At 67.3% G+C, this 20926-nt stretch carries 22 protein-coding genes; 6 read left to right on the forward strand and 16 right to left on the reverse strand.

The window, feature by feature from the left end:
- Positions 1 to 12 precede the first annotated feature (12 nt).
- Positions 13 to 1182, forward strand: a complete 1170-nt coding sequence (hsaA, locus tag ACFWU2_RS03615; RefSeq protein WP_378600904.1) for a 3-hydroxy-9,10-secoandrosta-1,3,5(10)-triene-9,17-dione monooxygenase oxygenase subunit — start codon at positions 13 to 15, stop codon at positions 1180 to 1182.
- Here the strand turns inward: hsaA and ACFWU2_RS03620 are convergent.
- Positions 1179 to 2753: an FAD-dependent oxidoreductase gene (locus tag ACFWU2_RS03620; RefSeq protein WP_378600907.1), complete on the reverse strand. Its 1575-nt coding sequence runs from the start codon at positions 2751 to 2753 to the stop codon at positions 1179 to 1181. The genes hsaA and ACFWU2_RS03620 overlap by 4 nt on opposite strands.
- A gap of 166 nt (positions 2754 to 2919) precedes the next feature.
- On the opposite strand from ACFWU2_RS03620, the gene ACFWU2_RS03625 reads away from it, so the two are divergent.
- Positions 2920 to 4389, forward strand: coding sequence for an FAD-dependent oxidoreductase (locus tag ACFWU2_RS03625; protein ID WP_378600910.1), 1470 nt, complete (start codon positions 2920 to 2922; stop codon positions 4387 to 4389).
- 12 nt (positions 4390 to 4401) lie between these two features.
- Here the strand turns inward: ACFWU2_RS03625 and ACFWU2_RS03630 are convergent, their stop codons facing one another.
- A complete protein-coding gene (locus tag ACFWU2_RS03630) occupies positions 4402 to 4917 on the reverse strand; it encodes a flavin reductase family protein (RefSeq protein WP_378600913.1) in 516 nt (171 codons plus the stop codon).
- Between the two features lie 261 nt (positions 4918 to 5178).
- On the opposite strand from ACFWU2_RS03630, the gene ACFWU2_RS03635 reads away from it, so the two are divergent.
- Positions 5179 to 5802, forward strand: coding sequence for a TetR family transcriptional regulator (locus ACFWU2_RS03635; RefSeq protein WP_378600916.1), 624 nt, complete (start codon positions 5179 to 5181; stop codon positions 5800 to 5802).
- A 77-nt stretch (positions 5803 to 5879) separates the two neighbouring features.
- On the opposite strand, the gene ACFWU2_RS03640 is transcribed toward ACFWU2_RS03635, so the two are convergent.
- Genes ACFWU2_RS03640 through ACFWU2_RS03665 form a run of 6 tightly spaced genes read right to left on the reverse strand, consistent with a single transcriptional unit; the run spans position 5880 to position 10856 of the window.
- Complete coding sequence (locus ACFWU2_RS03640; RefSeq protein ID WP_378600919.1) at positions 5880 to 7010, reverse strand: acyl-CoA dehydrogenase family protein; 1131 nt, start codon at positions 7008 to 7010, stop codon at positions 5880 to 5882.
- A 1-nt stretch (position 7011) separates the two neighbouring features.
- Positions 7012 to 8265: an acyl-CoA dehydrogenase family protein gene (locus tag ACFWU2_RS03645; RefSeq protein ID WP_378600922.1), complete on the reverse strand. Its 1254-nt coding sequence runs from the start codon at positions 8263 to 8265 to the stop codon at positions 7012 to 7014.
- Positions 8266 to 8309: 44 nt separating this feature from the next.
- Positions 8310 to 9494 (reverse strand): lipid-transfer protein, encoded by a 1185-nt coding sequence (locus ACFWU2_RS03650; protein WP_378600924.1) that lies wholly within the window; start codon positions 9492 to 9494, stop codon positions 8310 to 8312.
- The gene (locus ACFWU2_RS03655) at positions 9491 to 9901 is read right to left on the reverse strand and encodes an acyl dehydratase (RefSeq protein WP_378600927.1); all 411 of its coding nucleotides are present in this window, start codon (positions 9899 to 9901) and stop codon (positions 9491 to 9493) included. Before ACFWU2_RS03655 ends, ACFWU2_RS03650 begins: the two co-directional genes overlap by 4 nt.
- Positions 9898 to 10305, reverse strand: a complete 408-nt coding sequence (locus ACFWU2_RS03660) for a Zn-ribbon domain-containing OB-fold protein (RefSeq protein ID WP_378600930.1) — start codon at positions 10303 to 10305, stop codon at positions 9898 to 9900. Before ACFWU2_RS03660 ends, ACFWU2_RS03655 begins: the two co-directional genes overlap by 4 nt.
- A complete protein-coding gene (locus ACFWU2_RS03665) occupies positions 10305 to 10856 on the reverse strand; it encodes a MaoC family dehydratase (RefSeq protein WP_378600933.1) in 552 nt (183 codons plus the stop codon). The genes ACFWU2_RS03660 and ACFWU2_RS03665 overlap by 1 nt, the downstream gene beginning before the upstream one ends.
- Before the next feature lie 226 nt (positions 10857 to 11082).
- Here ACFWU2_RS03665 and ACFWU2_RS03670 point away from each other — a divergent pair, with 226 nt between their 5' ends.
- The gene (locus ACFWU2_RS03670) at positions 11083 to 11859 is read left to right on the forward strand and encodes an SDR family oxidoreductase (RefSeq protein WP_378600936.1); all 777 of its coding nucleotides are present in this window, start codon (positions 11083 to 11085) and stop codon (positions 11857 to 11859) included.
- The gene (locus ACFWU2_RS03675) at positions 11856 to 12770 is read left to right on the forward strand and encodes an SDR family oxidoreductase (RefSeq protein ID WP_378600939.1); all 915 of its coding nucleotides are present in this window, start codon (positions 11856 to 11858) and stop codon (positions 12768 to 12770) included. Before ACFWU2_RS03670 ends, ACFWU2_RS03675 begins: the two co-directional genes overlap by 4 nt.
- A 64-nt stretch (positions 12771 to 12834) precedes the next feature.
- On the opposite strand, the gene ACFWU2_RS03680 is transcribed toward ACFWU2_RS03675, so the two are convergent.
- The 3 genes from ACFWU2_RS03680 to ACFWU2_RS03690 all read right to left on the reverse strand — a co-directional run bounded on the left by ACFWU2_RS03680 (position 12835) and on the right by ACFWU2_RS03690 (position 15210).
- The gene (locus ACFWU2_RS03680; RefSeq protein WP_378600942.1) at positions 12835 to 13494 is read right to left on the reverse strand and encodes a GNAT family N-acetyltransferase; all 660 of its coding nucleotides are present in this window, start codon (positions 13492 to 13494) and stop codon (positions 12835 to 12837) included.
- Between the two features lie 77 nt (positions 13495 to 13571).
- On the reverse strand, positions 13572 to 14045 hold the full coding sequence (locus ACFWU2_RS03685) for a nitroreductase family deazaflavin-dependent oxidoreductase (RefSeq protein ID WP_378600945.1): 474 nt from the start codon (positions 14043 to 14045) through the stop codon (positions 13572 to 13574).
- A gap of 1 nt (position 14046) precedes the next feature.
- Positions 14047 to 15210, reverse strand: a complete 1164-nt coding sequence (locus tag ACFWU2_RS03690) for a steroid 3-ketoacyl-CoA thiolase (RefSeq protein WP_378600948.1) — start codon at positions 15208 to 15210, stop codon at positions 14047 to 14049.
- A gap of 194 nt (positions 15211 to 15404) precedes the next feature.
- Here ACFWU2_RS03690 and ACFWU2_RS03695 point away from each other — a divergent pair, with 194 nt between their 5' ends.
- On the forward strand, positions 15405 to 16658 hold the full coding sequence (locus tag ACFWU2_RS03695) for a cytochrome P450 (protein ID WP_378600951.1): 1254 nt from the start codon (positions 15405 to 15407) through the stop codon (positions 16656 to 16658).
- Positions 16659 to 16780: 122 nt separating this feature from the next.
- Here the strand turns inward: ACFWU2_RS03695 and ACFWU2_RS03700 are convergent, their stop codons facing one another.
- From ACFWU2_RS03700 to ACFWU2_RS03720, 5 genes are read right to left on the reverse strand one after another with little or no spacing between them, the layout of a single operon-like run.
- Positions 16781 to 17356 carry an NTP transferase domain-containing protein gene (locus tag ACFWU2_RS03700; protein WP_378600954.1) on the reverse strand — a complete coding sequence of 192 codons (576 nt, stop codon included), beginning with the start codon at positions 17354 to 17356 and terminating at the stop codon, positions 16781 to 16783.
- 25 nt (positions 17357 to 17381) lie between these two features.
- A complete protein-coding gene (locus tag ACFWU2_RS03705; RefSeq protein ID WP_378600957.1) occupies positions 17382 to 17795 on the reverse strand; it encodes a nuclear transport factor 2 family protein in 414 nt (137 codons plus the stop codon).
- A complete protein-coding gene (locus tag ACFWU2_RS03710) occupies positions 17792 to 18670 on the reverse strand; it encodes a TIGR03619 family F420-dependent LLM class oxidoreductase (RefSeq protein ID WP_378602282.1) in 879 nt (292 codons plus the stop codon). Before ACFWU2_RS03710 ends, ACFWU2_RS03705 begins: the two co-directional genes overlap by 4 nt.
- Before the next feature lie 12 nt (positions 18671 to 18682).
- Positions 18683 to 19858, reverse strand: coding sequence for a thiolase domain-containing protein (locus tag ACFWU2_RS03715; protein ID WP_378600960.1), 1176 nt, complete (start codon positions 19856 to 19858; stop codon positions 18683 to 18685).
- On the reverse strand, positions 19858 to 20919 hold the full coding sequence (locus ACFWU2_RS03720) for a thiolase domain-containing protein (protein ID WP_378600963.1): 1062 nt from the start codon (positions 20917 to 20919) through the stop codon (positions 19858 to 19860). Before ACFWU2_RS03720 ends, ACFWU2_RS03715 begins: the two co-directional genes overlap by 1 nt.
- Positions 20920 to 20926 lie beyond the last annotated feature (7 nt).

Raw genomic sequence — 20926 nt, forward strand, 5'->3', positions numbered from 1 at the left:
GGAGCGCACTCGATGACGTCTTGCCACGTGCTCGACGCGGTACGGGAACTTGCACCCGGATTGGCGGCCCGGGCCGCGCACATCGACGAGTCGCGCAGGATCCCCGACGAGACGATCGCGGAACTGGTTGCCGCCGGCGTCTTCCGGATGCTGCAGCCGCGGCGTTACGGCGGGGACGAAACCGACCCCATGCGGTTCTACGAGGTGGTGCGGGCGCTGTCGGCGGCATGCGGGTCGACGGGATGGATTGCATCGGTCGTCGGTGTGCACCCCTGGCATCTCGCACTGTTCGACGACCGCGCACAGCACGACGTCTGGGGCCGCGACGAGTCGACGCTCGTGTCGTCCGCGTATGCGCCGGTCGGCAGGCTCCGTCAGGTCGGCGACGGATACCGGTTGTCGGGGACGTGGATGTTCTCGTCCGGATGCGAGTACGCGTCGTGGGCACTGCTGGGCGGGATGGTCGTCGGCGCGGACGGCAGGCCGCTGGATTTCGTCACCGCACTCGTTCCGCGTGACGACTATTCGATTCGCGACGTGTGGAACGTCGTCGGCATGCGGGGAACGAGCAGTAACGAAATCACCGTCGACGACGTGTTCGTTCCTTCGTACCGGGTCGTGCGCAACTTCGACACCGCGAACCTTCGCGGACCCGGTCAGAAAGTCAATAGCGGTCCCCTGTACCGGCTTCCGTTCGCGTCGCTCTTCGCGACCACCGTCGCCGTGCCTGTCGTCGGCGTGGTCGAGGGTTGCTACGACGAGTACCTGGCGGCGATGCGGGAACGGGTGCGGTTGAGCCTCGGTGGCGGACGGTTCGCCGACGACCCGTTCGCGCAGGTCGCGGTGGGACGCGCGTCGTCGGAAATCGACGCTGCGATACTGCAACTCGAACGGAACATCCGGGAGCTGTGGCGACTCGCCAAGGCGGGGGACGAGATCCCGTTTTCCCTGCGGCTACGAACCAGGCGCGATCAGGTACGAGCCACCGAACGGGCCGTCGAAGCAATCGATCTGCTGTTCAAGACCGCCGGTGGAACGTCCCTGTTTCTCGGGAACGTCATCGAACGGGCGTGGCGCGACGCGCATGCCGGGAGCATGCACGTCGCGAACGAGCCGGAACGCGCCTTCGCCCTCTACGGGAAGGACGCCTTCGGGCTGCCCGTCGAAGACAACCTCGTCTAGCTCTCGGTCACGGCAGCGCCGGGGAGCACCGAGTCCGCCTGCGCCATGTGCTGGGCCGCGCGATAGGCGAACACCATCGCTGTTCCCAGCGGAGTTCCGGGTGCGGGATAGAAGCGGCCGCTGAGTGACGCGGCGGTATTGCCGGCCGCATACAACCCGGCGATCGCCGAACCGTCCTCACGGAGCACCCGCGCATCGGTATCGGTGCGCACCCCGCCCTTCGTGCCGAGATCGCTGAGAACGATCCGCGCCGCGTAGAACGGTGCTTCGGTCAGGGCCGTGAGAGCGCGGTTGGGGTTCTCGCTCGGCGGGCAGAAGAACACGTCGTACGGGTCCTCACCGCGCGCGAAGTCCTCGTCGACTCCGGTGACCGCCGAGCCGTTGAAGCGGTCGACGGTCGATCGCAGCGCGTCCGCGTCCATGCCGAGTTGTGCGGCGAGTTCTTCGATGCTGTCGGCGCGCACCCATGTTCCGGCGGCGAAATGATCGTCCGCGCTCGCCTCGGGAATCGACATGGCCGGCAGCACCGGACCACCTTCACGCGAATCGAAGATCAGGTACGACGGCACCGACCGCGACACGCCGTGTGCGAGCATCGCCCGCCCGAACCGGTCGTACGGCTGCATTTCGTTGAGGTAGCGCTTGCCGTCCGCGTCGACGAGGACGCCGCCGCGCACGCACACCATGAATGCGCCGGATCCGTCCGGCATCTCGACGCCGGGGCACCACCAGGCCTCGTCCGTCAACGCGATCGCGGCACCTGCGTCGGCAGCCGCGACGTGCAGATCGCCGGTGTTGGCACCGCGCGGCCCCATGCTCCACGCTGCGGCGCCGGGAGTCCCGTGCTCGCTGCGCATGTCCTGGTTGCCCTCGATCCCGCCGGCGGCGAGCAGCACGCCGCGGGTCGCGCGGAATCGCACCGTCTCCCCGCCTTCGGTGAGTGCTTCCACGCCCACGACCCGGTCGTTCTCGATGATCAGCGACCGCACGGCGGTGCCGGTACGCAGGTCCGCGTTGCCGGTGCCCTGCAGGGCGAGGAGCAGCCGTCCGATCAGGGCGCGTCCCGCGATGAGGGTTTCGTCGGGGTGCGGTTCACCGTTGCGATCGAGGCCCGGTTCGGGGCGGATGCGCTCACGGAGAGCGCCGACCTGGGCGCTCGGCAGGTCCAGGGCATTGATCGCGCGTCCCACGTCCACACGCCCCGGTGCGGGGTAGTAGTCGGGGAAGGGGCGCCACTCGAATTCGAGGTGCGGGTCGCGCTCGAGGAAGTCGACGAGGACCGGGGCAGTGGTCAGGAACGCTTCCTGACGGTCCTTCTCCGCGTCGCCCAGTACGGCCGTGAGATAGGTACGTGCCGCGTCGGTGGAGTCACCGAGGCCCGCGCGTTCCTGGACTGTGGTGCCGGGCAGCCACATCGCCCCGCCGGAGTACGACGAGGTGCCGCCGAACAGCCCGGTCTTCTCCAGAACGACGGTGCGCAGACCGGCCGCAGCGGCGGAATATGCGCCTGCCAGCGCTCCGCCGCCCGATCCGACGACGATGACGTCGAATTCACTGGTGTTGTCCTGCACGGGAGTTGTCCTCTCGGTTGTGGTGTGTGTCGCACCTACGCAAGCGCATGTGCGGCGTTGTGCGTGGGCGTGCTCCCGGCCAGCGGGATACTCGGGGCCTACCCGTCCGGGTCCGCTTACGGTCCGCAGGAGACCACTGTGCTGTGATGCGGAAGGGGCTGTGCCCATGAGTAGTTCACCGATTCGCCCGATATCCTCCGAGACCGTCGGCACCTGGGATTTCGAGGCCGACGTCGTGATTGCGGGATACGGCATCGCCGGGGTGTCCGCAGCCATCGGTGCTGCAGAGAGCGGTGCCGACGTGCTGGTGCTCGAGCGCACCGGCGGCGGCGGTGGAGCGGCCGCGTTGTCCGGGGGCATCGTGTACCTCGGTGGCGGCACCCGTGTGCAGAAGGCGTGCGGATTCGACGACACCCCCGAGAACATGAAGACCTTTCTCGCCGAGGCGCTGGGACCGGGCGTCGACGAGGACAAGCTGGATGTCTACTGCGACGGCAGCGTGCAGCATTTCGAGTGGCTCGAAGCGTGCGGGGTCCGGTACAAGGAGAGTTTCTGGTCGCAGCCCGGCTGGGAGTGCCCCGTCGACGACTCTCTGATGTACAGCGGGGGAGAGAACGCCGCACCGTTCCACACGCTCGTGCCGCCGGCACCGCGCGGGCATCTCGCCCAGGTCCCGATGCCGCGCACCGGCGAGCAGGGAGCCGGGCACGTCCTGATGACCACGCTGATCGGAAAGGCGAACGACCTCGGTGTCCGCGTGGAGTCCGATATCCGGGTGCAGCGCCTGGTCGTCGACGGCACCGGACGTGTCGTCGGTGTCGCCGCGACCCGTTTCGGACAGGAGATCACCGTCCGCGCGCACGGCGGTGTGGTGCTCGCGACCGGCTCGTTCGCCTACAACGACGAGATGATGCAGGCCTACGCACCGCGTCTCTACAAGCGGCCCGCCGCGACCGTCGAGGAACACGACGGCCGCGCCATCCTCATGGCGCAGGCGCTCGGTGCGGGACTGGCGCACATGGACGCGTGCGAGGTCGCCTTCTTCTGCGACCCCCAACTGATGGCCCGCGGCATCCTCGTCAACGGGCGAGGGCAGCGGTACGTCCCCGAGGACACCTATCCGGGTCGCGTCGGTCAGCTCACGATGTACCAGAACGACAACCAGGCGTTTCTCGTTCTCGACGAGGCAGCGTACGAGGAGGGGATGGCAGCGCCGAGTTCGAGCCCGCAGCTTCGCAGGCAGCCGACCTGGGTGTGCGAGAGCGTCGCCGAACTCGAAGCGGAGATGGGTCTGCCCGAAGGGGCTCTGACCGCCACCGTGGAGTTGTACAACCGGCACGCCGCCGCCGGCACCGATCCTGTGCTCGGGAAGAAGGCCGAATGGGTCAAGCCGATCGGGTCGCCGATCGCAGCGATCGACTTGCGCGGCATGACCGGTGGTTTCACGCTCGGCGGTCTCCGGACATCGGTGGAGTCGGAGGTCCTGCACGTCGACGGCGATCCGATTCCGGGCCTGTACGCGGCGGGCCGCTGCACCTCCGGGTTGTCTGCCGGAGGATATTGCAGCGGGATCTCGCTCGGTGACGGGAGCTTCTTCGGGCGTCGGGCCGGGATCAGCGCCGCCACCACCGGGTAATCCCCGGGTCGGTCAGCCGTCGAGGCCGAACGCGCCACGGTAGAAGACCATCGGACGGTCTTCTGCCGGGCATTCGAGTTCGGTCACGCGGCCGACGACGATGTCGTGATCACCGGCGACGTGCACGTCGTGGATCTCGGCGTGGACCCGCATGAGCACGCCCGGCAAGGTGGGCGTGCCCCATCGGGACAGTTCCCAGTCGAGACCGTCGAACTTGAGCCCCCGGCTCGAACCGAACCGTCCGCACAGGTCCGTCTGCTCGGCGCCCAGCACGTTGACGGTGAACCGGCCGGCACGACGGATGCGTGGCCAGGCCCGGCCCCGGTGATCCGCGCAGAACAGCACCAGCGGCGGTTCGAGCGAGACGGATGCGAACGACTGGCAGGCGAAACCGACGGGGCCGTCGTCGTCGAGTCCGGTCACCACGGTGACACCCGAAGCGAAACGTCCCATCGCCTTGCGCATCTCGTCGGGAGTGGGTACGTCACCGTCGAACGCACGTTCCTGGGTCAGCGACTGAATCTGCATGTGCCTCACTCCGATTCGATCCCGGGTCGCCTGGGTTCGGCGACGTCCACGAATCCGAGAGTATGGGTGACCTGCGCCACGCCTGAACGGATTCTCGCTCAGCGGACGTTCGCGCGAGATCGTGGCTCCGATGTCTGCGCCGTCGGCGCCGTCCTACTGAGCGAGACGAACTGTGGATTCCGGCGACCCGGCTCCCTCGCCCGGGTGGATGCGGGCACGATGGGACAATCTGCACGTCGAATTGCAGGAAGGGGGCCGGCGATGCCGAGGATTGCCAAGGCGCGGGAGGGCGCCGAACCGACATCGGACGTGCAACGCGAACGTCAGGTGCGGATTCTCACCGCTGCGGCCCGTCTCGGGGCCGAACACGAACTCGCCCGGGTGCAGATGGCGGAGGTCGCGAAGGACGCCGGGGTCGCGATCGGCACGCTGTACCGATATTTCCCGTCGAAGACGCACCTCTTCGTGGCGTTGCTCCTGAGCCAACTCGAACGCGCGAGGGAACGACTGCCCGATCCACCGTCGGGCGTGGCCCCACCTCAGGCGATCTGTGACGCGCTCGTCGTCATGACCCGCGCGATCGTCGCGCGGCCCCGCCTCGCGTCCGCCATGCTCGTGTCCAACAGCACCGCCTCCGCATCGGTGGTGCCGGATTCGGTCGAGGTGGAGCGCGTCTTCCAGGGCATCGTGCTCGCACAGGGCGGCATCGAACACCCCACGGACAGAGATCGCGACGCGGTGCGCCTGCTGTCGATGGTGTGGTTCGGCCTGATCCTGGTGCTCTTGAACGGCAGAGTGTCGATCGAGGAGACGGAGACCGACATCCGGCGCGCCTGCGATCTGCTTCTCGTCCACATGGCGGATACGGCACCCGGACCGGTGTGACAACGCCGAAGCCCCGCCGGCCGCGGATGCGGTGGGCGGGGCTTCGGCGTGCTGAGATGCGACGTGACCGGGCAGGTCTATCCGGCGGCGCCGATCGACGGCGCGCGATCGAGGATGTCGCCGAGTGCGGCGGCGCTGGCATCCGCGCCACCGAGCGTGAAGGACAGCTGGCGGCCCCACAGGAAGTAGCGGTGGATGGGGTAGTCGATGTCGGCACCGATTCCGCCGTGCAGATGCTGAGCCGTCAGGCCGACACGAATGCCGCCGCGCGCCGCCCACCACTTTGCGACGAGCACTGCGGCGTCCGCCTCGTCTTCGCGCCCCGTGTCGATGAGCCACGCGGCGCGGCGCATCGTCAGGCGAATGGCTTCGGTGTCGATGTAGGCGTCCGCTGCGCGCACCGCGACGGCCTGGTTCGTCGACAACGGCCGCCCGAACTGCATGCGCTCGGAGGTGTAGGCCGCGGTCATGCGCAGCGATTCCTCACACACGCCGAGTTGGAGCGCCGCGATGGCGAGACGGATCCGCCGCCGTGTCCACTCGGCGATCTCTGTGCCGTCACCGGGAAGCACGTCCGCGGCCGCGATGACGACGTCGTCGAAGCCAATGGCCGCGTCGGCAGCTTGTCCGGTCACGGCCACGGGCGTGACCGTCACGCCGGCCGCGTCGGCGGATGCCACGACGACGGCGACGGACTCGTCGTCGCACAGGACGGGGACCACCACTCCGGCTGCGCCGGGCGCCCACGGGACGGACGGGATCTCGCCGCTGATCACCAGATCCTCGCCCTTGCGGATCGCGGTCAGCACTGCGTTCTCGCCCGGGTTGCCGTCGAATGCGCCGGTGAGAACGATCGACCCGTCGACGATTCCGGGGACGTAACGCTCGATCTGTTCGGGTGTGCCGAACTGAGCGAGGGGGAGAGCAGCGCCGGCGACGACGGACCACACCGGCACCGGTGCGACGCGGCGGCCCTGCTGCTGCAGGATCGTCGTCAAGCCGAGCATGCCCATTCCCGCGCCTCCGGCGGATTCGGGGAGGGCGAGGCCCAGCAGCCCGGAGTCGGCGAGTGCCTTCCACAGGGTGGCGTCGAAGCCACCCTCGGTCCGTTCCACCGCCACGACGCGTTCGACCGCTGCCAGCGCACCGAAGACCTGCGAGGCAAGGTCCTCGACGGCGATCAGGTCGTCATCGAGCTCGAATTCCATGTCAGCTCCTCGTCTCTGAAGGCGTCGCGGCAGTGGTTGCTGATGCCACCGCCGGCTCCGGTGCTTTCGCTTCGGGCCGCCGCCGGGCGCCCAGGGTCATACCGAGTGTCTTGGCCGCCACGATCTCGCGCAGGACCTCGTTGGTGCCGCCACCGAAGGTGTTGTTCTGCGCGCGACGAGCGAGCGACTCGACGCGGCCTTCAACGACCGCACCGTGGCTGCCCGGACGCAGCAGACCGCGGGCACCGAGCACTTCCTGCAACATGCCGTACGCGGTGACGACGCCTTCGGTGCCGAAGATCTTCGCTGCCGCCGAATCGCCGCCACCGAGGGTGTTTGCAGCGATATCCGACACCAAACGCAGGTTCACGAGATCCGCGGCCGACAGCAGTGCGTAGACCTCCGCCAGTGTCTTGCGGACCCACGGGACGTCGAACAGCACACCCGGTCCGACGGGCTCCTGCTTGGCCCACGCGAGTACTTCGTCGTACATCTCGTTGGCGATACCGCCGCGCGCAGCCAGGGCGACCCGCTCGTGGTTGAGCTGACTGGTGATCAGCGTCCATCCCTGGTTCACTCCGCCGACGATATTGCTCATCGGTACCCGGATGTCCTCGTAGTACGTGACCGCGGTGCTGATGCCGCCGACGGTCTTGATCTCGGTGGCCGAGAATCCCGGGGACGACGTGGGCACCAATACGACCGAGATCCCCTTGTGGCGCGGTGCGTCGGGATCGGTACGCACGGCAAGCCAGATCCAGTCCGCGAAGATCGCGGAGCTGGTGAAGAGCTTGGTGCCGTTGATCACGAGTTCGTCGCCGTCGATGCGCGCACGTGTCTGCAGCGCCGCGAGGTCGGTCCCGGCGCCGGGCTCGGTGTACCCGATGGCGAATTTCAGCTCACCGGTGAGGATCCTGGGAAGGAAGTAGTCCTTCTGCTCCTGGCTCCCGTACTTCATCAGGGCCGGCGCGACGGTGTTGAGCGTGACCAGCGAGACCGGAGCGCCGGCCCGGATCGTCTCGTCGTAGAAGACATACAGAGCCTCGGGATCCTCACCGCGGCCGCCGTACTCCTCGGGCCAGCCGAGGCCGAGCCAGCCGTCGCTGCCCATCTGCCGGTAGATCCGGTCGAAGACCGGGCCGCCCTCGGTCTGGTCGACCAAGGCCCTGCGATCCTCGTCGTTGATGATGCGGGCGAAGTACTCCCGCAGTTCGGTGCGTAGCCGCCGTGACTTGTCGGACAGCTCGGGATGCATGTGGTCTCCTGAGAAGTGGTCGGATGGCGTGGGAGCGGCGCGGTTCAGCGATTGGTCGACAGCACGATCGCGCTGTGCGGAACCGGCGAGCCACCCGTGACGAGGACGTTGTTCAGCACCTTGGTGGGCTGGTTGACCGAGGTGCCGCGGATGAGCCGCACGCCTTCGGCGATTCCGTTGACGCCGTGGATGTAGCCTTCGCCGAGCTGTCCTCCGTGGGTGTTGACCGGCAGGCGGCCGTCCACCTCGAGGTTGCCTTCGGCGACGAAGTCCTTGGCCTCGCCGCGACCGCAGAAGCCGTACTCCTCCAGTTGCAGCAGCACCATGGGAGTGAACGCGTCGTACAGGATCGCGGCGTCGATGTCGTCCGGGCCGATACCGGCCTGTGCCCACATCTGCTTGGCGACCAGTTCGACCTCGGGCATCACGTCGATGTCGTCACGGTAGTAACTGCTCATCGAGATCTGTTGCGGGCCGACACCCTGCGCGGCGCCGGTGATGAGGGCCGGCGGATGCGGAAGATTGCGTGCGCGTTCGGCGCTCACGATGACCAGGGCCTGCCCGCCGTCGCTCTCCTGGCAGCAGTCCAGCAGTCGCAGCGGGTCGGCGAGCATTCTCGAATTCTGGTGGTCGTCGAGGGTGATGGGCCGCTCGTAGAACCATGCCTTCGGGTTGGTGGCGGCGTGCTTGCGCGACAGCACCGAGACACGCCCGAAGTCCGCGCTGGTCGCGCCGTAGCGCTGCATGTACCGGCGCGCCAGGAATGCCTCCTGCTGGGCAGGAGTGAGCAGACCGTACGGGTTGATCCAGTTGCGGTATTCCTGGTCGGTACTCGAGTTGTAGGCGAACGGCGGCGGGCCGGATCCGAAGCGGTGACCCGAGCGCTCGTTGAACGCACGGTAGACCACGACGACCTCGGCGACGCCGGTCGCGACGGCCATCGCGGCCTGCTGGACGGGGGCGCAGGCACCGCCACCACCGTGGGGGATACGGCTGAAGAACTTCAGTTCCGGGATGCCGAGCGCGCGGGCTACGGCGATTTCGGGATTCGTCTCCATGGTGAAGAGCGCGAAGCCGTCGACTTCTTCGACGCCGATCTGCGCGTCTGCGAGCGCAGCCACCACGGCCTCGCACGCGAGTTGCCACTCGCTGCGACCGGAGTTCTTCGAGAACTCCGTGGCTCCGATGCCGACGATAGCGGCTGCCCCGGAAAAGCCCTGCACGGTCATGGAGTATTCCTCTCGTACGGCTCCACGACGACCTCCGCGGTGACGTGGACGCCCTTGCTGTTGCGGCCCTGCACCTTCACGGTGACTGCGCGGTCCTCGACCGCGACCACCTCGCCGCTCATGTGCAGCGGGTCGCCCGGGAAGGCGGGGACGCCCAGACGCAGCGAGGCGCGGCGAATGCGCGCCCCCGGCCCGGTCCAGTCGGTGATGTAACGGTCGACGAAACCGTTCGTCGCATTGATGCTCATGAAGACATCGGGTGTGCCGCGCCGGTGCGCGGCCCCCGCATCGTGGTGCACGTCCTCGAAGTCCTGCGATGCGATCGCGGTCGCGGCGATGGTGGAGCGGTCGAGGGGCAGCTCGAGTCCGGGAAGTGCCTGCCCGACAGTGCATTCGGCGAGGTTCACGACGCGCCTCCGACCTTGCGCAGCTGCGGGAGGATCTCGCCGTGAGCGTGTTCGGCGAAACCCACCTCGAGTTCCATACCGAGTTCGAGGCTGTCGTGTTCCACGCCCGCGATGTCGGCCACGATGCGGATGCCTTCGTCGAGGTCGATCAGTCCGACGGCAAGGGGGTATTCGAACGCCGGGTCCTGCGGGTGATGAATGATGGTCCAGCTGTGAAGGGTTCCACGGCGCGATGATTCGACGGTGTCCCACTCGAACGACCGGCACACGGGGCATGCCGGGCCGGGCGGGTGCCGGAGGGTTTCGCAGTCGCTGCACCGCTGGATCTCGAGCCTGCCTTCGCGGACCGCGTTGAACCAGAACTCGTTGTCCTGAGTGATGGTGAGCCTGGGGACGGTGGTCATCACGCCTCCTTGGGGGTGTTCGGATTGAACCGGAGCATCCGGAAACGCTCCTCGGCGACGAGTTCGCCGTGCTGGTCCTCGTAGCGCTTGTACAACGTGAAGAAGCGGCCGTCGCCGAGACCCGTTCGCTTGACGGGAGATACGGATTCGATGGTCAGGTGGGCGGTGACGCGGTCCCCGGGAACGAGTTCGCGGTGGTATTCCTGTTCGACGTTCGTGGCCACGACGGACGTGAGGCCCTCGCTGTCGAGTTCGGCAAGCATCCTCGAGTACGCGAAGTCCTCCACGATTCCTGCGGCACGCTTGCGGTGCACTTCACGCCACCGGCGGTACCCCGCCATCACCCAGGTGGAGATCATCGCGGGTGGGCACACCACGGAGTCGCGACCTGTGGCGCGGGCCGCGTCGGCGTCGACATAGATCGGATTGAAGTCGTCGTGGGCTTCGACCCAGTTGCGGATCATCGCCTCGTCGACCGCGTACCGGGCGACCCGGGGCGGCTCGGCCACCTGGCCGACGTACTTCTCGTAATCATGCTCGACCGTCTGCATGGCCCCAATCACCTTCTCTTCGGCACACCCCACTCGGACGCCACGCTAAGTGCGGTCCCGAGCCGGTATCGCCCGATTCCCACTGAGCAGGAGCCGGGGGTGGTCGAGCCCGCCGACGGATACCAAACCAAGCGATTGCTTGGTAAGTTGGGCGGGCGGCCCGCCGGTGGGCCGGACGAATCGACCTCGGTCGCCCCGGGCGACCACACGGACGCGGAGGCAGCGAATGGATCTGGGACTGGACGGCACGGTCGTGCTGGTGACCGGAGGCGTCCGAGGCGTCGGTGCGGGCATCACCCGAACGTTTCTCCGCGCCGGAGCGACCGTGGTGACGTGCGCACGCAACGAGGGCGAGCACCCCGTGGAAGCGGACGGCCGGACCGCGGAGTTTCTCGCCTGCGACGTGCGCGACCCGGATCGGGTGGGCCGGTTGATCGACGAGATCGTCGCGAGGCACGGCAGGCTCGACACTCTCGTCAACAACGCCGGCGGTTCGCCCTACGCGCTCGCCGCAGACGCGAGCCCGAAGTTCCACGCCAAGATCGTCGAGCTCAACCTGCTTGCGCCGTTGCTCGTCGCGCAGGCCGCGAACGCGGTGATGCAGACCCAGGACGAGGGTGGCTCCATCGTCAACATCTCCAGCGTGAGCGGGTCCAGGCCGTCACCGGGTACCGCGGCCTACGGTGCCGCGAAAGCCGGAATCGACAGTCTCGGCCAATCCCTCGCGGTGGAATGGGCACCGAAGGTGCGAGTGAATTCGGTGGTCGTCGGGCTGGTCGACACGGAGCAGTCGCACCTGTTCTACGGTGACGACGAGGGCGTTGCCGCCGTCGGCGCCACGGTGCCGCTCGGTCGCCTCTCCACTCCCGACGACATCGGTCACTGCGCAGCATTTCTGGCATCCCCGCTGGCGGCATACGTCAGCGGATCGACACTGACCGTCCACGGCGGCGGCGAACGCCCTGCCTACATGGCAGCGGCCCGAACGAAGGAGACAAAGTGAGTGGACTGCTGGACGGACGCGTCGCGATCGTGACGGGCGCGGGCCGGGGAATCGGTCGCGCCCACGCGCTGGCCCTCGCCGCGGAAGGCGCGAAGGTCGTCGTCAACGACATCGGTGCCGGCATCGACGGCGCCGCGACCGGAGAATCACCCGCGGAGCAGGTCGTCGAGGAAATCCGTTCTCTCGGTGGCGAGGCCGTCGTCAACGGTGACGACGTGGCCGACTGGGCCGGTGCGGAGAATCTCGTCAAGACGGCGCTGGAGAACTTCGGCCGGCTCGACGTACTGGTCAACAACGCCGGCTTCCTGCGTGACCGCATGCTCGCGAACATGAGCGAGGAAGAGTGGGACGCGGTGATCCGCGTACACCTCAAGGGGCATTTCGCGCCCATGCGTCACGCCATGTCGTACTGGCGCGCCGAGTCCAAGGCCGGCAACCCGGTCGACGCGCGCATCATCAACACGAGTTCGGGCGCGGGCCTGATGGGCAGCATCGGCCAGGGCAACTACGCCGCTGCGAAGGCGGGTATCGCCGCACTCACGATCCAGGCCGCGGCCGAGTTCGGTCGTTACGGTGTCACCGTCAACGCCATCGCACCCTCCGCGCGCACCCGCATGACGGTCGGCGCCGGCGGCGCGATGGCCGAGATGATGGCCGCGCCGGAAGAAGGATTCGATGCGATGGCGGCAGAGAACATCTCGCCGATCGTCGTGTGGCTCGGCAGCACCGAATCGAAGGACGTCACCGGCCGCGTATTCGAGGTCGAGGGCGGAAAGGTGTCCATCGCGGACGGCTGGCGTCACGGTGAGGTCGTCGACAAGGGCGACCGCTGGGATCCCAAGGAACTCGGACCGGTGGTGGACAAGCTCCTCGCGTCCACCGAGGCACCGACACCGGTATACGGAGCCTGACAGAAAAGATGCGCGCTTCCGGTAGCGGGGCTACCGGAAGCGCGCATCCCAGCGCGGCGCCAGATCAGGCCGGTGTGCGCACGATCAGGGTCGAACCGGGGAAGTAGGCCGCCAATTCGGTGCGTGCCTGCTTGAGAACGGCTGTGCCGTAACCCTGCTTGCGAAGTTCGGGGCGAACCCAGATGCGCACTTCCACGTCGTTGCCGACGAGCTCACCGAACGCGAACCCGACCGCTGTGGGCTCGTCGCCGGAAAGATCTTCGGCGACGAGCCACATCCCGGATTCGTCCTTCATCAAGGCGTTCCCGCGCGCCTGCTCGGCGGCGACGCGTTCGGCGCTGTCATCACCCAGCTGGTCGGCACACCTGGCCTCGAGCAACTCCAGGTCGGTCGCGGTGTCCGAGACCGGACGCACGCGGAAATGCGCGCCCGTCGCGTAAGGCCGTGCTGCCGTCGTCCAGTGCAGTACGGCGTCGAGATCTTCGAGTTCTTCCCGGATCTTCTTGCGCTCGGCCTTGGTCAAGCGGCGGAACGGGAGGTTGAGCACTGCCTCCGCGCAGAACTCACTCGTCTCGAGCAGTGCGGCGATTGCGGTCACCGCCTCCGCTCGGTCGGCGCTCTCGACGATGGCATCGAGTACCTCGTGACGTTGTTCCAGAGCACGCAGCAGCGCCGCTGCGATCTCCCGTCGGTCGAGGACTTGGTCGTGGTTCGTGGTTGCCATCGCGACATCCCTTCTCGAAAGCGTGTAACTACCGGTGCCAGTATTCCCGCATTCCGGTGTCTCCGTGGGTCGCCGTCCTACTCACAGACCACCGCGGGGATGACGCGGTCCGTCCACGACTGGTAATTGTCGAAATCCGGGTACATCGCGACCAGCCGGGGCCAGTACTCCGCGCGCTCGGCGTCCGTCGCGACCCGCGCGTGCATCTTCCGCACCCGCGACTTGATCTGGACGGTGACCTCCGGATTCGCCTGGATGTTGCGGAACCACAACGGGTGTTTGGCCATTCCGCCCTGCGAGGCGACCAGCACCACCTTGTCGCCGTCCTCGAGGAACAGCAGGGGAGCGGTGCGAGGCTGTCCTGTCTTGCGTCCGGTCGTGGTGACCAGACAGACCGGGATTCCCCAGGGGAACGCACTGCCGACGCGCCACTTACCACCGACGCGACCGCCGGTGGCCCGGTAGGCGGCGACGTTCACGCGCGACATCCACTTCATGATCGGGATGGTCGCCTTCGAGTTCAGTCCCTTGGGAGCGGCGTCCGTTCCCACGTCAGATCCGCTCGATGACGGTTCCGGTGGCGAGCGCGCCACCCGCGCACATGGTGATCAACGCGGTCGAGCCGTCCCGCCGTTCCAGTTCGTGCAGCGCGGTGGTCAGCAAACGCGAACCCGTGGACCCGACCGGGTGCCCGAGCGCGATGGCTCCACCGTTGACGTTGACCTTGTCCATGTCGGGGCCGTGCACGTTCGCCCACGACAGCAGGACCGACGCGAATGCCTCGTTGACCTCGAACAGGTCGAGATCGCCGATGCTCATGCCGGACTTCTCGAGCACCTTCGTGGTGGCCTGGACGGGGCCGTCGAGGTGGAATTCGGGTTCTGCACCGACCAGTGCCTGCGCGACGATACGGGCACGGGGCTTCAGACCGAGGGCCTTCGCGCGGTCCTCGTCCATCAGAAGAACGGCGGCTGCGCCGTCGGAGATCTGCGACGACGTGCCGGCGGTGTGGATCCCGCCCTCGAGCACCGGCTTCAGCTTCGCCAGCGTCTCGGGCGCCGTATCGCGCAGGCCCTGGTCGCGGGTGACGGTCTGCTTCTCACCGGTGAGGTTTCCCTGCTTGTCGACGACCGGCGCGACCACCTGCAGCACCTCACGGTCGAAACGGCCTTCGTCCCAGGCCTGCTTCGCGAGTGCCTGCGACCGGAGGCCGAGGGCATCGACGTCCTCGCGCGTGATGCCGCGCCGCCGCGCGATGCGCTCGGCAGCCTCGAACTGGTTGGGCATGTCGATGTTCCACGATTCGGGCCGTCGCGGGCCGGCCTGGTCGCCCACATTGGCGCCGAGGGGGACCTGGCTCATGGCCTCGATGCCGCACGCGATCCCGGCATCGATGGCGCCGGTGGCGATGAGACCGGCGATGAGGTGGTTGGCCTGCTGCGCCGAGCCGCACTGGCAGTCGATGGTCGTGGCGCCCACCTGCCAGGGCAGGCCGGCGTTCAGCCATGCGGTGCGCGTGATGTTGTTGGATTGGGCGCCGGCCTGGGTGACGCAACCGCCGATGACCTGTTCGACGAGGGTCGGATCGATCCCGGCGCGCTCGACGAGCCCGCTCTGGGCGGCACCGAGGATTTCTGCAGCGTGCAGGCCCGCGAGCCATCCACCCCGCTTTCCGATCGGGGTGCGGACGGCCTCGACGATGACTGGGGTGCCCACGGCGGGCTCCTTTCTCTGCAGTTCACTGCACTCTAATGACCTCTGCAAAGTAGAACAGGTTTCCGTCGGTGGCGGCAAGCGTGCGAATCGGTCGGGACGTGCTGCTCTCTTGGTCACGAGCCGAGCCTGTGTTTGAATGGATTTAGAACGTGTTACACATCACGCGAGCGGTACTCGCCAGGCAGGAGAGATAAGTGGCGCAGCCGAACATCCCCGAAGGCATCGACTTCACCGATCCCGATTTGTATGCAGACCGCATGCCGTTCGAAGAGTTCGCCGAACTCCGGAAGACGGCACCGGTGTGGTGGAACAAGAAGTCGCCCGACAAGGGGGGATTCCACGACGACGGTTTCTGGGTGGTTTCCCGGCACGAGGAGGTCCGTGAGGTCTCCCGCCGGAGCGACGTGTTCTCCAACTGGGAGAACACCGCGATTCCGCGGTTCAGCGACGACATGCCCCGAGAGGCTATCGAACTGCAGCGTCACGTCCTGCTGAACAAGGACGCGCCCGAGCACACCAAGCTCCGCAAACTCGTCGCCCGTGGTTTCACCCCGCGCGCCATCAACGGTCTGCGCGACGAACTCGACCGCCGGGCGAAGTCCATCGTCCAGGATGCGTGCACGGCCGGCCAGGGCGACTTCGTCACCCAGATCGCAGCGGAACTGCCGCTCCAGGCCATCGCCGACCTCATCGGTGTGCCGCAGGAGGACCGCTCGAAGATCTTCGAATGGTCCAACCAGATGACGGGCTACGACGATCCCGACAACACCGCAGACCCGGCGGCGGCGTCGATGGAGGTGCTCGGCTACGCCTACCAGATGGCGGCCGACCGCAAGGCGAACCCGGCGGACGACATCGTCACCGCCTTGATCGAGGCCGACATCGACGGCGACGAACTCGCTCCCGAGGAGTTCGGCTTCTTCTTCATCGTGCTTGCTGTGGCCGGCAACGAGACCACCCGCAACGCGATCACGCACGGCATGGCGGCTTTCCTCGACCATCCCGAGCAGTGGGAGATCTTCAAGCGCGACCGCCCGAAGACCGCTGCCGACGAGATCATTCGCTGGGCTACGCCGGTGACGTCCTTCCAGCGCACCGCGCTCGAGGACACCGAACTCGGCGGCCAGGCGATCCGTAAGGGCGACCGCGTCGTGATGCTGTACGCGTCGGCCAACAACGACGAAGAAGTCTTCGAGAAGCCGCGTGAGTTCGATATTCTGCGTGACCCCAACCCGCATCTCGCGTTCGGTGGCACAGGCGCCCACTACTGCCTCGGCGCGAACCTCGCACGCATGGAGGTCGATCTGATCTTCGGAGCGATCGCCGACCACATCCCCGACATCACGAAGATCGGTGATCCGCGTCGCCTGCGGTCCGGGTGGCTCAACGGAATCAAGGACTTCGAGGTGGACTACAAGACGTCGGGTGGATGCCCGGTGAAGCACTGACGCACGGCAGTATCGCTGACCCCCGCACCTTCGGGTGCGGGGGTCAGCGTCGTTCGGGACACCTGGCGGGATGGTCAGGGCGCGGTGGTCGGAGACGGGAATGTCCAGCGGCCGTCGGGTGTTCAGGGCTCGAGCCGGCGCAGATCGTCCACCGTGTCGACGTCTGCCGCATCCGCGAGGGCGGTGCAGTCCAGACGCCGCACCCGGTCCCGATGGTCTGCAAGGTAACTGCGGGCGCCCTCGTCTGCGGTGGCCTGCTGGGCCGCAGCGATGGCGTCGGCGTGGTCGAACACGACCGGATGACCGGGCCGGTCGCCGAACACCGGCACCGTCACCGTTCCGCCGTGGTGTTCGGCCAGTACGTGCCGGACCAGTTCGGCGGTGATGCCGGGAAAATCCACGACGGTGAGCGCCACCGTGGCGTGACCGACAGCAGCATCGACGCCACTGCGCAACGAGGTCGACATCCCAGCGATCCACTCCGGATTGACCACCACGGTGACGTCCGGCGGACACGCTGCGGCGACCTCGTCTGCGTAGGCGCCGAGCACCACGATCACCTCGTCGCACCCGCCGTCGGCGAGCGCGGTGGTCACGGTATGCAGCAGGGGACGGCCGCGGTGGCGCAGGAGCGCTTTCGCGCGCCCACCCAATCGCGAGCCGTCCCCTGCTGCGAGAACGATTCCGGCGGTGCTCATCCCCCGACTCTACGAGGGACCGGCCCTACGGGGCCGGACGTACCGTCTTCATGGCTCGGTCCATCTCCCAGAATGCCCGCAGGGACACGATCTTGCCGTCGCCGTTCACCCGGTAGACGAAGGCCCCCTCGGCATCGATGATGTTCCCGGCCATCGTGGTGCGAATGGTGCCGATATTGACGCACTCGTCACCGCACACCAGCACGTCGTCGATGAGGAATTCGAGCTTGTCGGTGTTGGCGATCGTCATGTCGTAGAACGCGGCGATGGCATCGCGGCCCGTGTGCCCCTTGCCTTCCGGGTCGAATCCCGAGGGTCCCACGGGGTCTTCGACGCACGCGTCCTCCGCGAAGACTGCGAGCCACTCGTCCTTGCGTTTGCCGCTGGCGGCCGTTTGCGACGCGCGCGCCGCCACCCGTGCGGGGTGTTCCTCGCTCATGCCGCATCCTTTCCGTGGATGTACTTGTCTGCGAACTTCCGCAGCGACTCCTGTTTCGCCTCGAGGGGCGAGTCGAACCCGTGGCCGTCGAAGATCCACGGCACCACGATGATGTCGGTGACGCCCGCGTCGGCGAGCTCGGCGTAACCGGACGAACCGAACCGATCGACGCACACAGCCTGGATCTCGAACGGCACGTCGGCCCGCCCGTATTCGTCGCGCAGGACCCGCAGTCGGTCGATGACCGCCACCAGGTCGTCGAACCCGATCATGGCCGACGTCCAGCCGTCACCGACCCGTGCGGCCCGACGCAGCGCGACATCGGTGTGTCCACCGACGTAGAGCGGCACCGGGGTAGTCGGAGCCGGACTCATCTGGAGCCGGTCGAAATCGAAGAACTCCCCGTGATGCTCGACCATGCCCCCACCGAGAATCAGCTTCAGCACATCGATCATCTCGTCGACGCGCTTGCCGCGCCGGGCGTACGGGACGCCGCACCACTCGAATTCTTCCGGTGCCCAGCCGATGCCGACTCCGAGACCGAACCGGTCTCCCGTCAGATTGGCGACGGAGCCGACTTGGCGAGCCAGCAGTACAGGGTTGCGCGACCCCAACTTCAACACCTGGGTATAGAACCGGATGGTCGAGGTCGCCGCGCCCATCGCGGCGGCGGCGATCAGCGGATCCACCCACGGCGTGTCCGCTGTCCACATCCGAGACCCGTCCGGGGTGTACGGATAGTCGACGGTCTGCTTCTCCATGAAGAACAGTGAGTCGGGAAGGGCGATCGACGAGAACCCGCACTCCTCGGCGGTGCGCGCGATACCGCTCAACTGATCGAGCGGCGTCATCGCGACCCCGACGGTGAAATCCACCATGTGACGCTCCTAGTTCGTCGGCCGATCGGAAGAGACCACCCACATCGAGAAGTACTGCGAACCACCGCCGTAGGCGTGGCCGAGTGCTTTGCGGGCACCGTCGACCTGGTGGTCGCCGGCCTTGCCCATCACCTGGATCGCGGCCTCGGCGAAACGGATCATGCCGGACGCGCCGATGGGGTTGGAGCACAGGACCCCGCCGGACATGTTGATCGGCAGTTGTCCCCCGATGGCGGTTTCGCCGGACTCGGTCAGCTTCCATCCCGATCCCTGCGGCGTGAAGCCGAGGTTCTCGAGCCACATCGGCTCGAACCAGGAAAAGGGGACGTAGATTTCGGCGCAGTCGATTTCGGTGAGCGGATCGGTGATGCCCGCCTGCTTCCACAATGCTGCTGCTGCGTCCCGGCCCGCCTGGGGGTCGACCTGGTCGCGGCCCGCGTACGTCGTGGGTTCGGTCCGCATCGCGGTGGCGTGGATCCATGCCACAGGGCGCCCGGCGGCCTCTGCCGCAGCGGCGCTGTCGGCGTCACCGATCACCACGGCACACGCGCCGTCCGACGACGGGCAGGTTTCGTCGTAACGAATGGGGTCCCACAGCATCTGCGATGCCTGGACCTTCTCCAGCGTGATGTCGGGCTGTTTGAGGTGTGCGTAGGGGTTCTTCGCACCGTTGAGCCGGTCTTTGACCGCCACCATCGCACCCACGTGCTCAGGGGCGCCGGACCTGCGGATGTAGGAGCGGACGTGTGGGGCGAAGTAACCGCCCGCGCCCGCACCGACCGGCATCGTGAACGGCACCGGTGTCGACAGCGCCCACATCGCGTTGGATTCGGACTGCTTCTCCCACGCCACCGCGAGAACTCGGCGGTGGACGCCGGACTGCACCATGCTCGCCGCGACGTTGGCGGTGGACCCTCCCACCGATCCCGCCGTGTGTACGCGCAGCATCGGTTTGCCGGTGGCGCCGATCGCGTCGACCATCGACAACTCGGGCATCATGACGCCCTCGAACAGGTCGGGCGCCTTGCCGATGATGACGGCGTCGATGTCGTCCCAGCCCACCTGGGCGTCGAGCATGGCGCGGTCGATCGCCTCGCGCACCAGGCCGGACATCGATACGTCGTGACGCTTGGCGACGTAATGGGTCTGCCCGGTGCCCAGGACAGCTGCGGGTTGCTTGGCCATCAGTTACGTCCCTCCAGAACAGCTACCAGATTCTGTTGCAGCAGTGCGCCACTCGTCGCGTGGGCCAGCGCACGACCCGCTGTCCCGTTCATGATCGTTTGTGCGGCGTAACCGATTCGCTCGAGGCCGCCGGAGAACATCGCGTTGCCGCTGAGCGGACCGCCCGACGGATTGACGACGGTGTCGTCGCCGAGTCCGATCTCCTCACGCAGGATCAGTTCCTGGTGGGTGAACGGGGCGTGCAGTTCCGCGACGTCGAACGCGGTGTCGCCGCCCGTCACGGCGCGCGCCGCGGCACGCGCGGACGGTGCGGTGGTGAGGTCGGCGGCGCCGAAGTTCGGCGAGTCGATCCGATGCTCGATTCCGGTGATCCAGGCGGGGTTCTCACACAGTTCGCGTGCGCGGTCTCCCGTTGCCAGAACGATCGCGGCGGCACCGTCGGTGACGGGAGCGCAGTCGTGCTTCCGGAGCGGGTCGGCGATGTACGGGCGGGACAGGAGTTCGTCGATGTCGAGGTCTCCGGAGAGCTGGGCCTTCGGGTTGTTCTTCGCTGCGGCGAGAGAGCGCACGGCAACTTCGGCCATCTCCCGATCGGTCCACTTCCCGGATTCGAGACCCATCCGGGCCTGCAGTCCGGCGAGAGAGACGGAGTCGACGCCGAGCGGCGCGACCAGATAAGGATCGAGTTGCAGCGAGAGTGTCCGCCGCAGCGTGCCGGCCGACGACTTGCCGAAGCCGTAGACCAGGGCGGTGTCCACTTCGCCGGTGATGAGTTTGACCCACGCCTCGTAGAGCGCCCATGCGGCGTCCATCTCGACGTGCGACTCGTTGATGGGCGGGACGGCGCCGATGGCGTCGATGGCCGAAATGAACGAGAAGGCGCGCCCGGCCAGGTAATCCGACGAACCGGAGCACCAGAAGCCGATGTCGGACTTCGTGATGCCGAGCGTGTCGTAGAGCTCCTGGAAACAGGGGACGAGCATTTCCACACCGTTGGTGGTGCCGAATGTCTCGCGCACGTGGGGGGCGTGCGTGAAGCCGACGACTGCAATGTCTGTCATGGTGCTC

Source organism: Rhodococcus sp. NPDC058639, from assembly GCF_042717545.1.
GTDB lineage: Bacteria > Actinomycetota > Actinomycetes > Mycobacteriales > Mycobacteriaceae > Rhodococcus.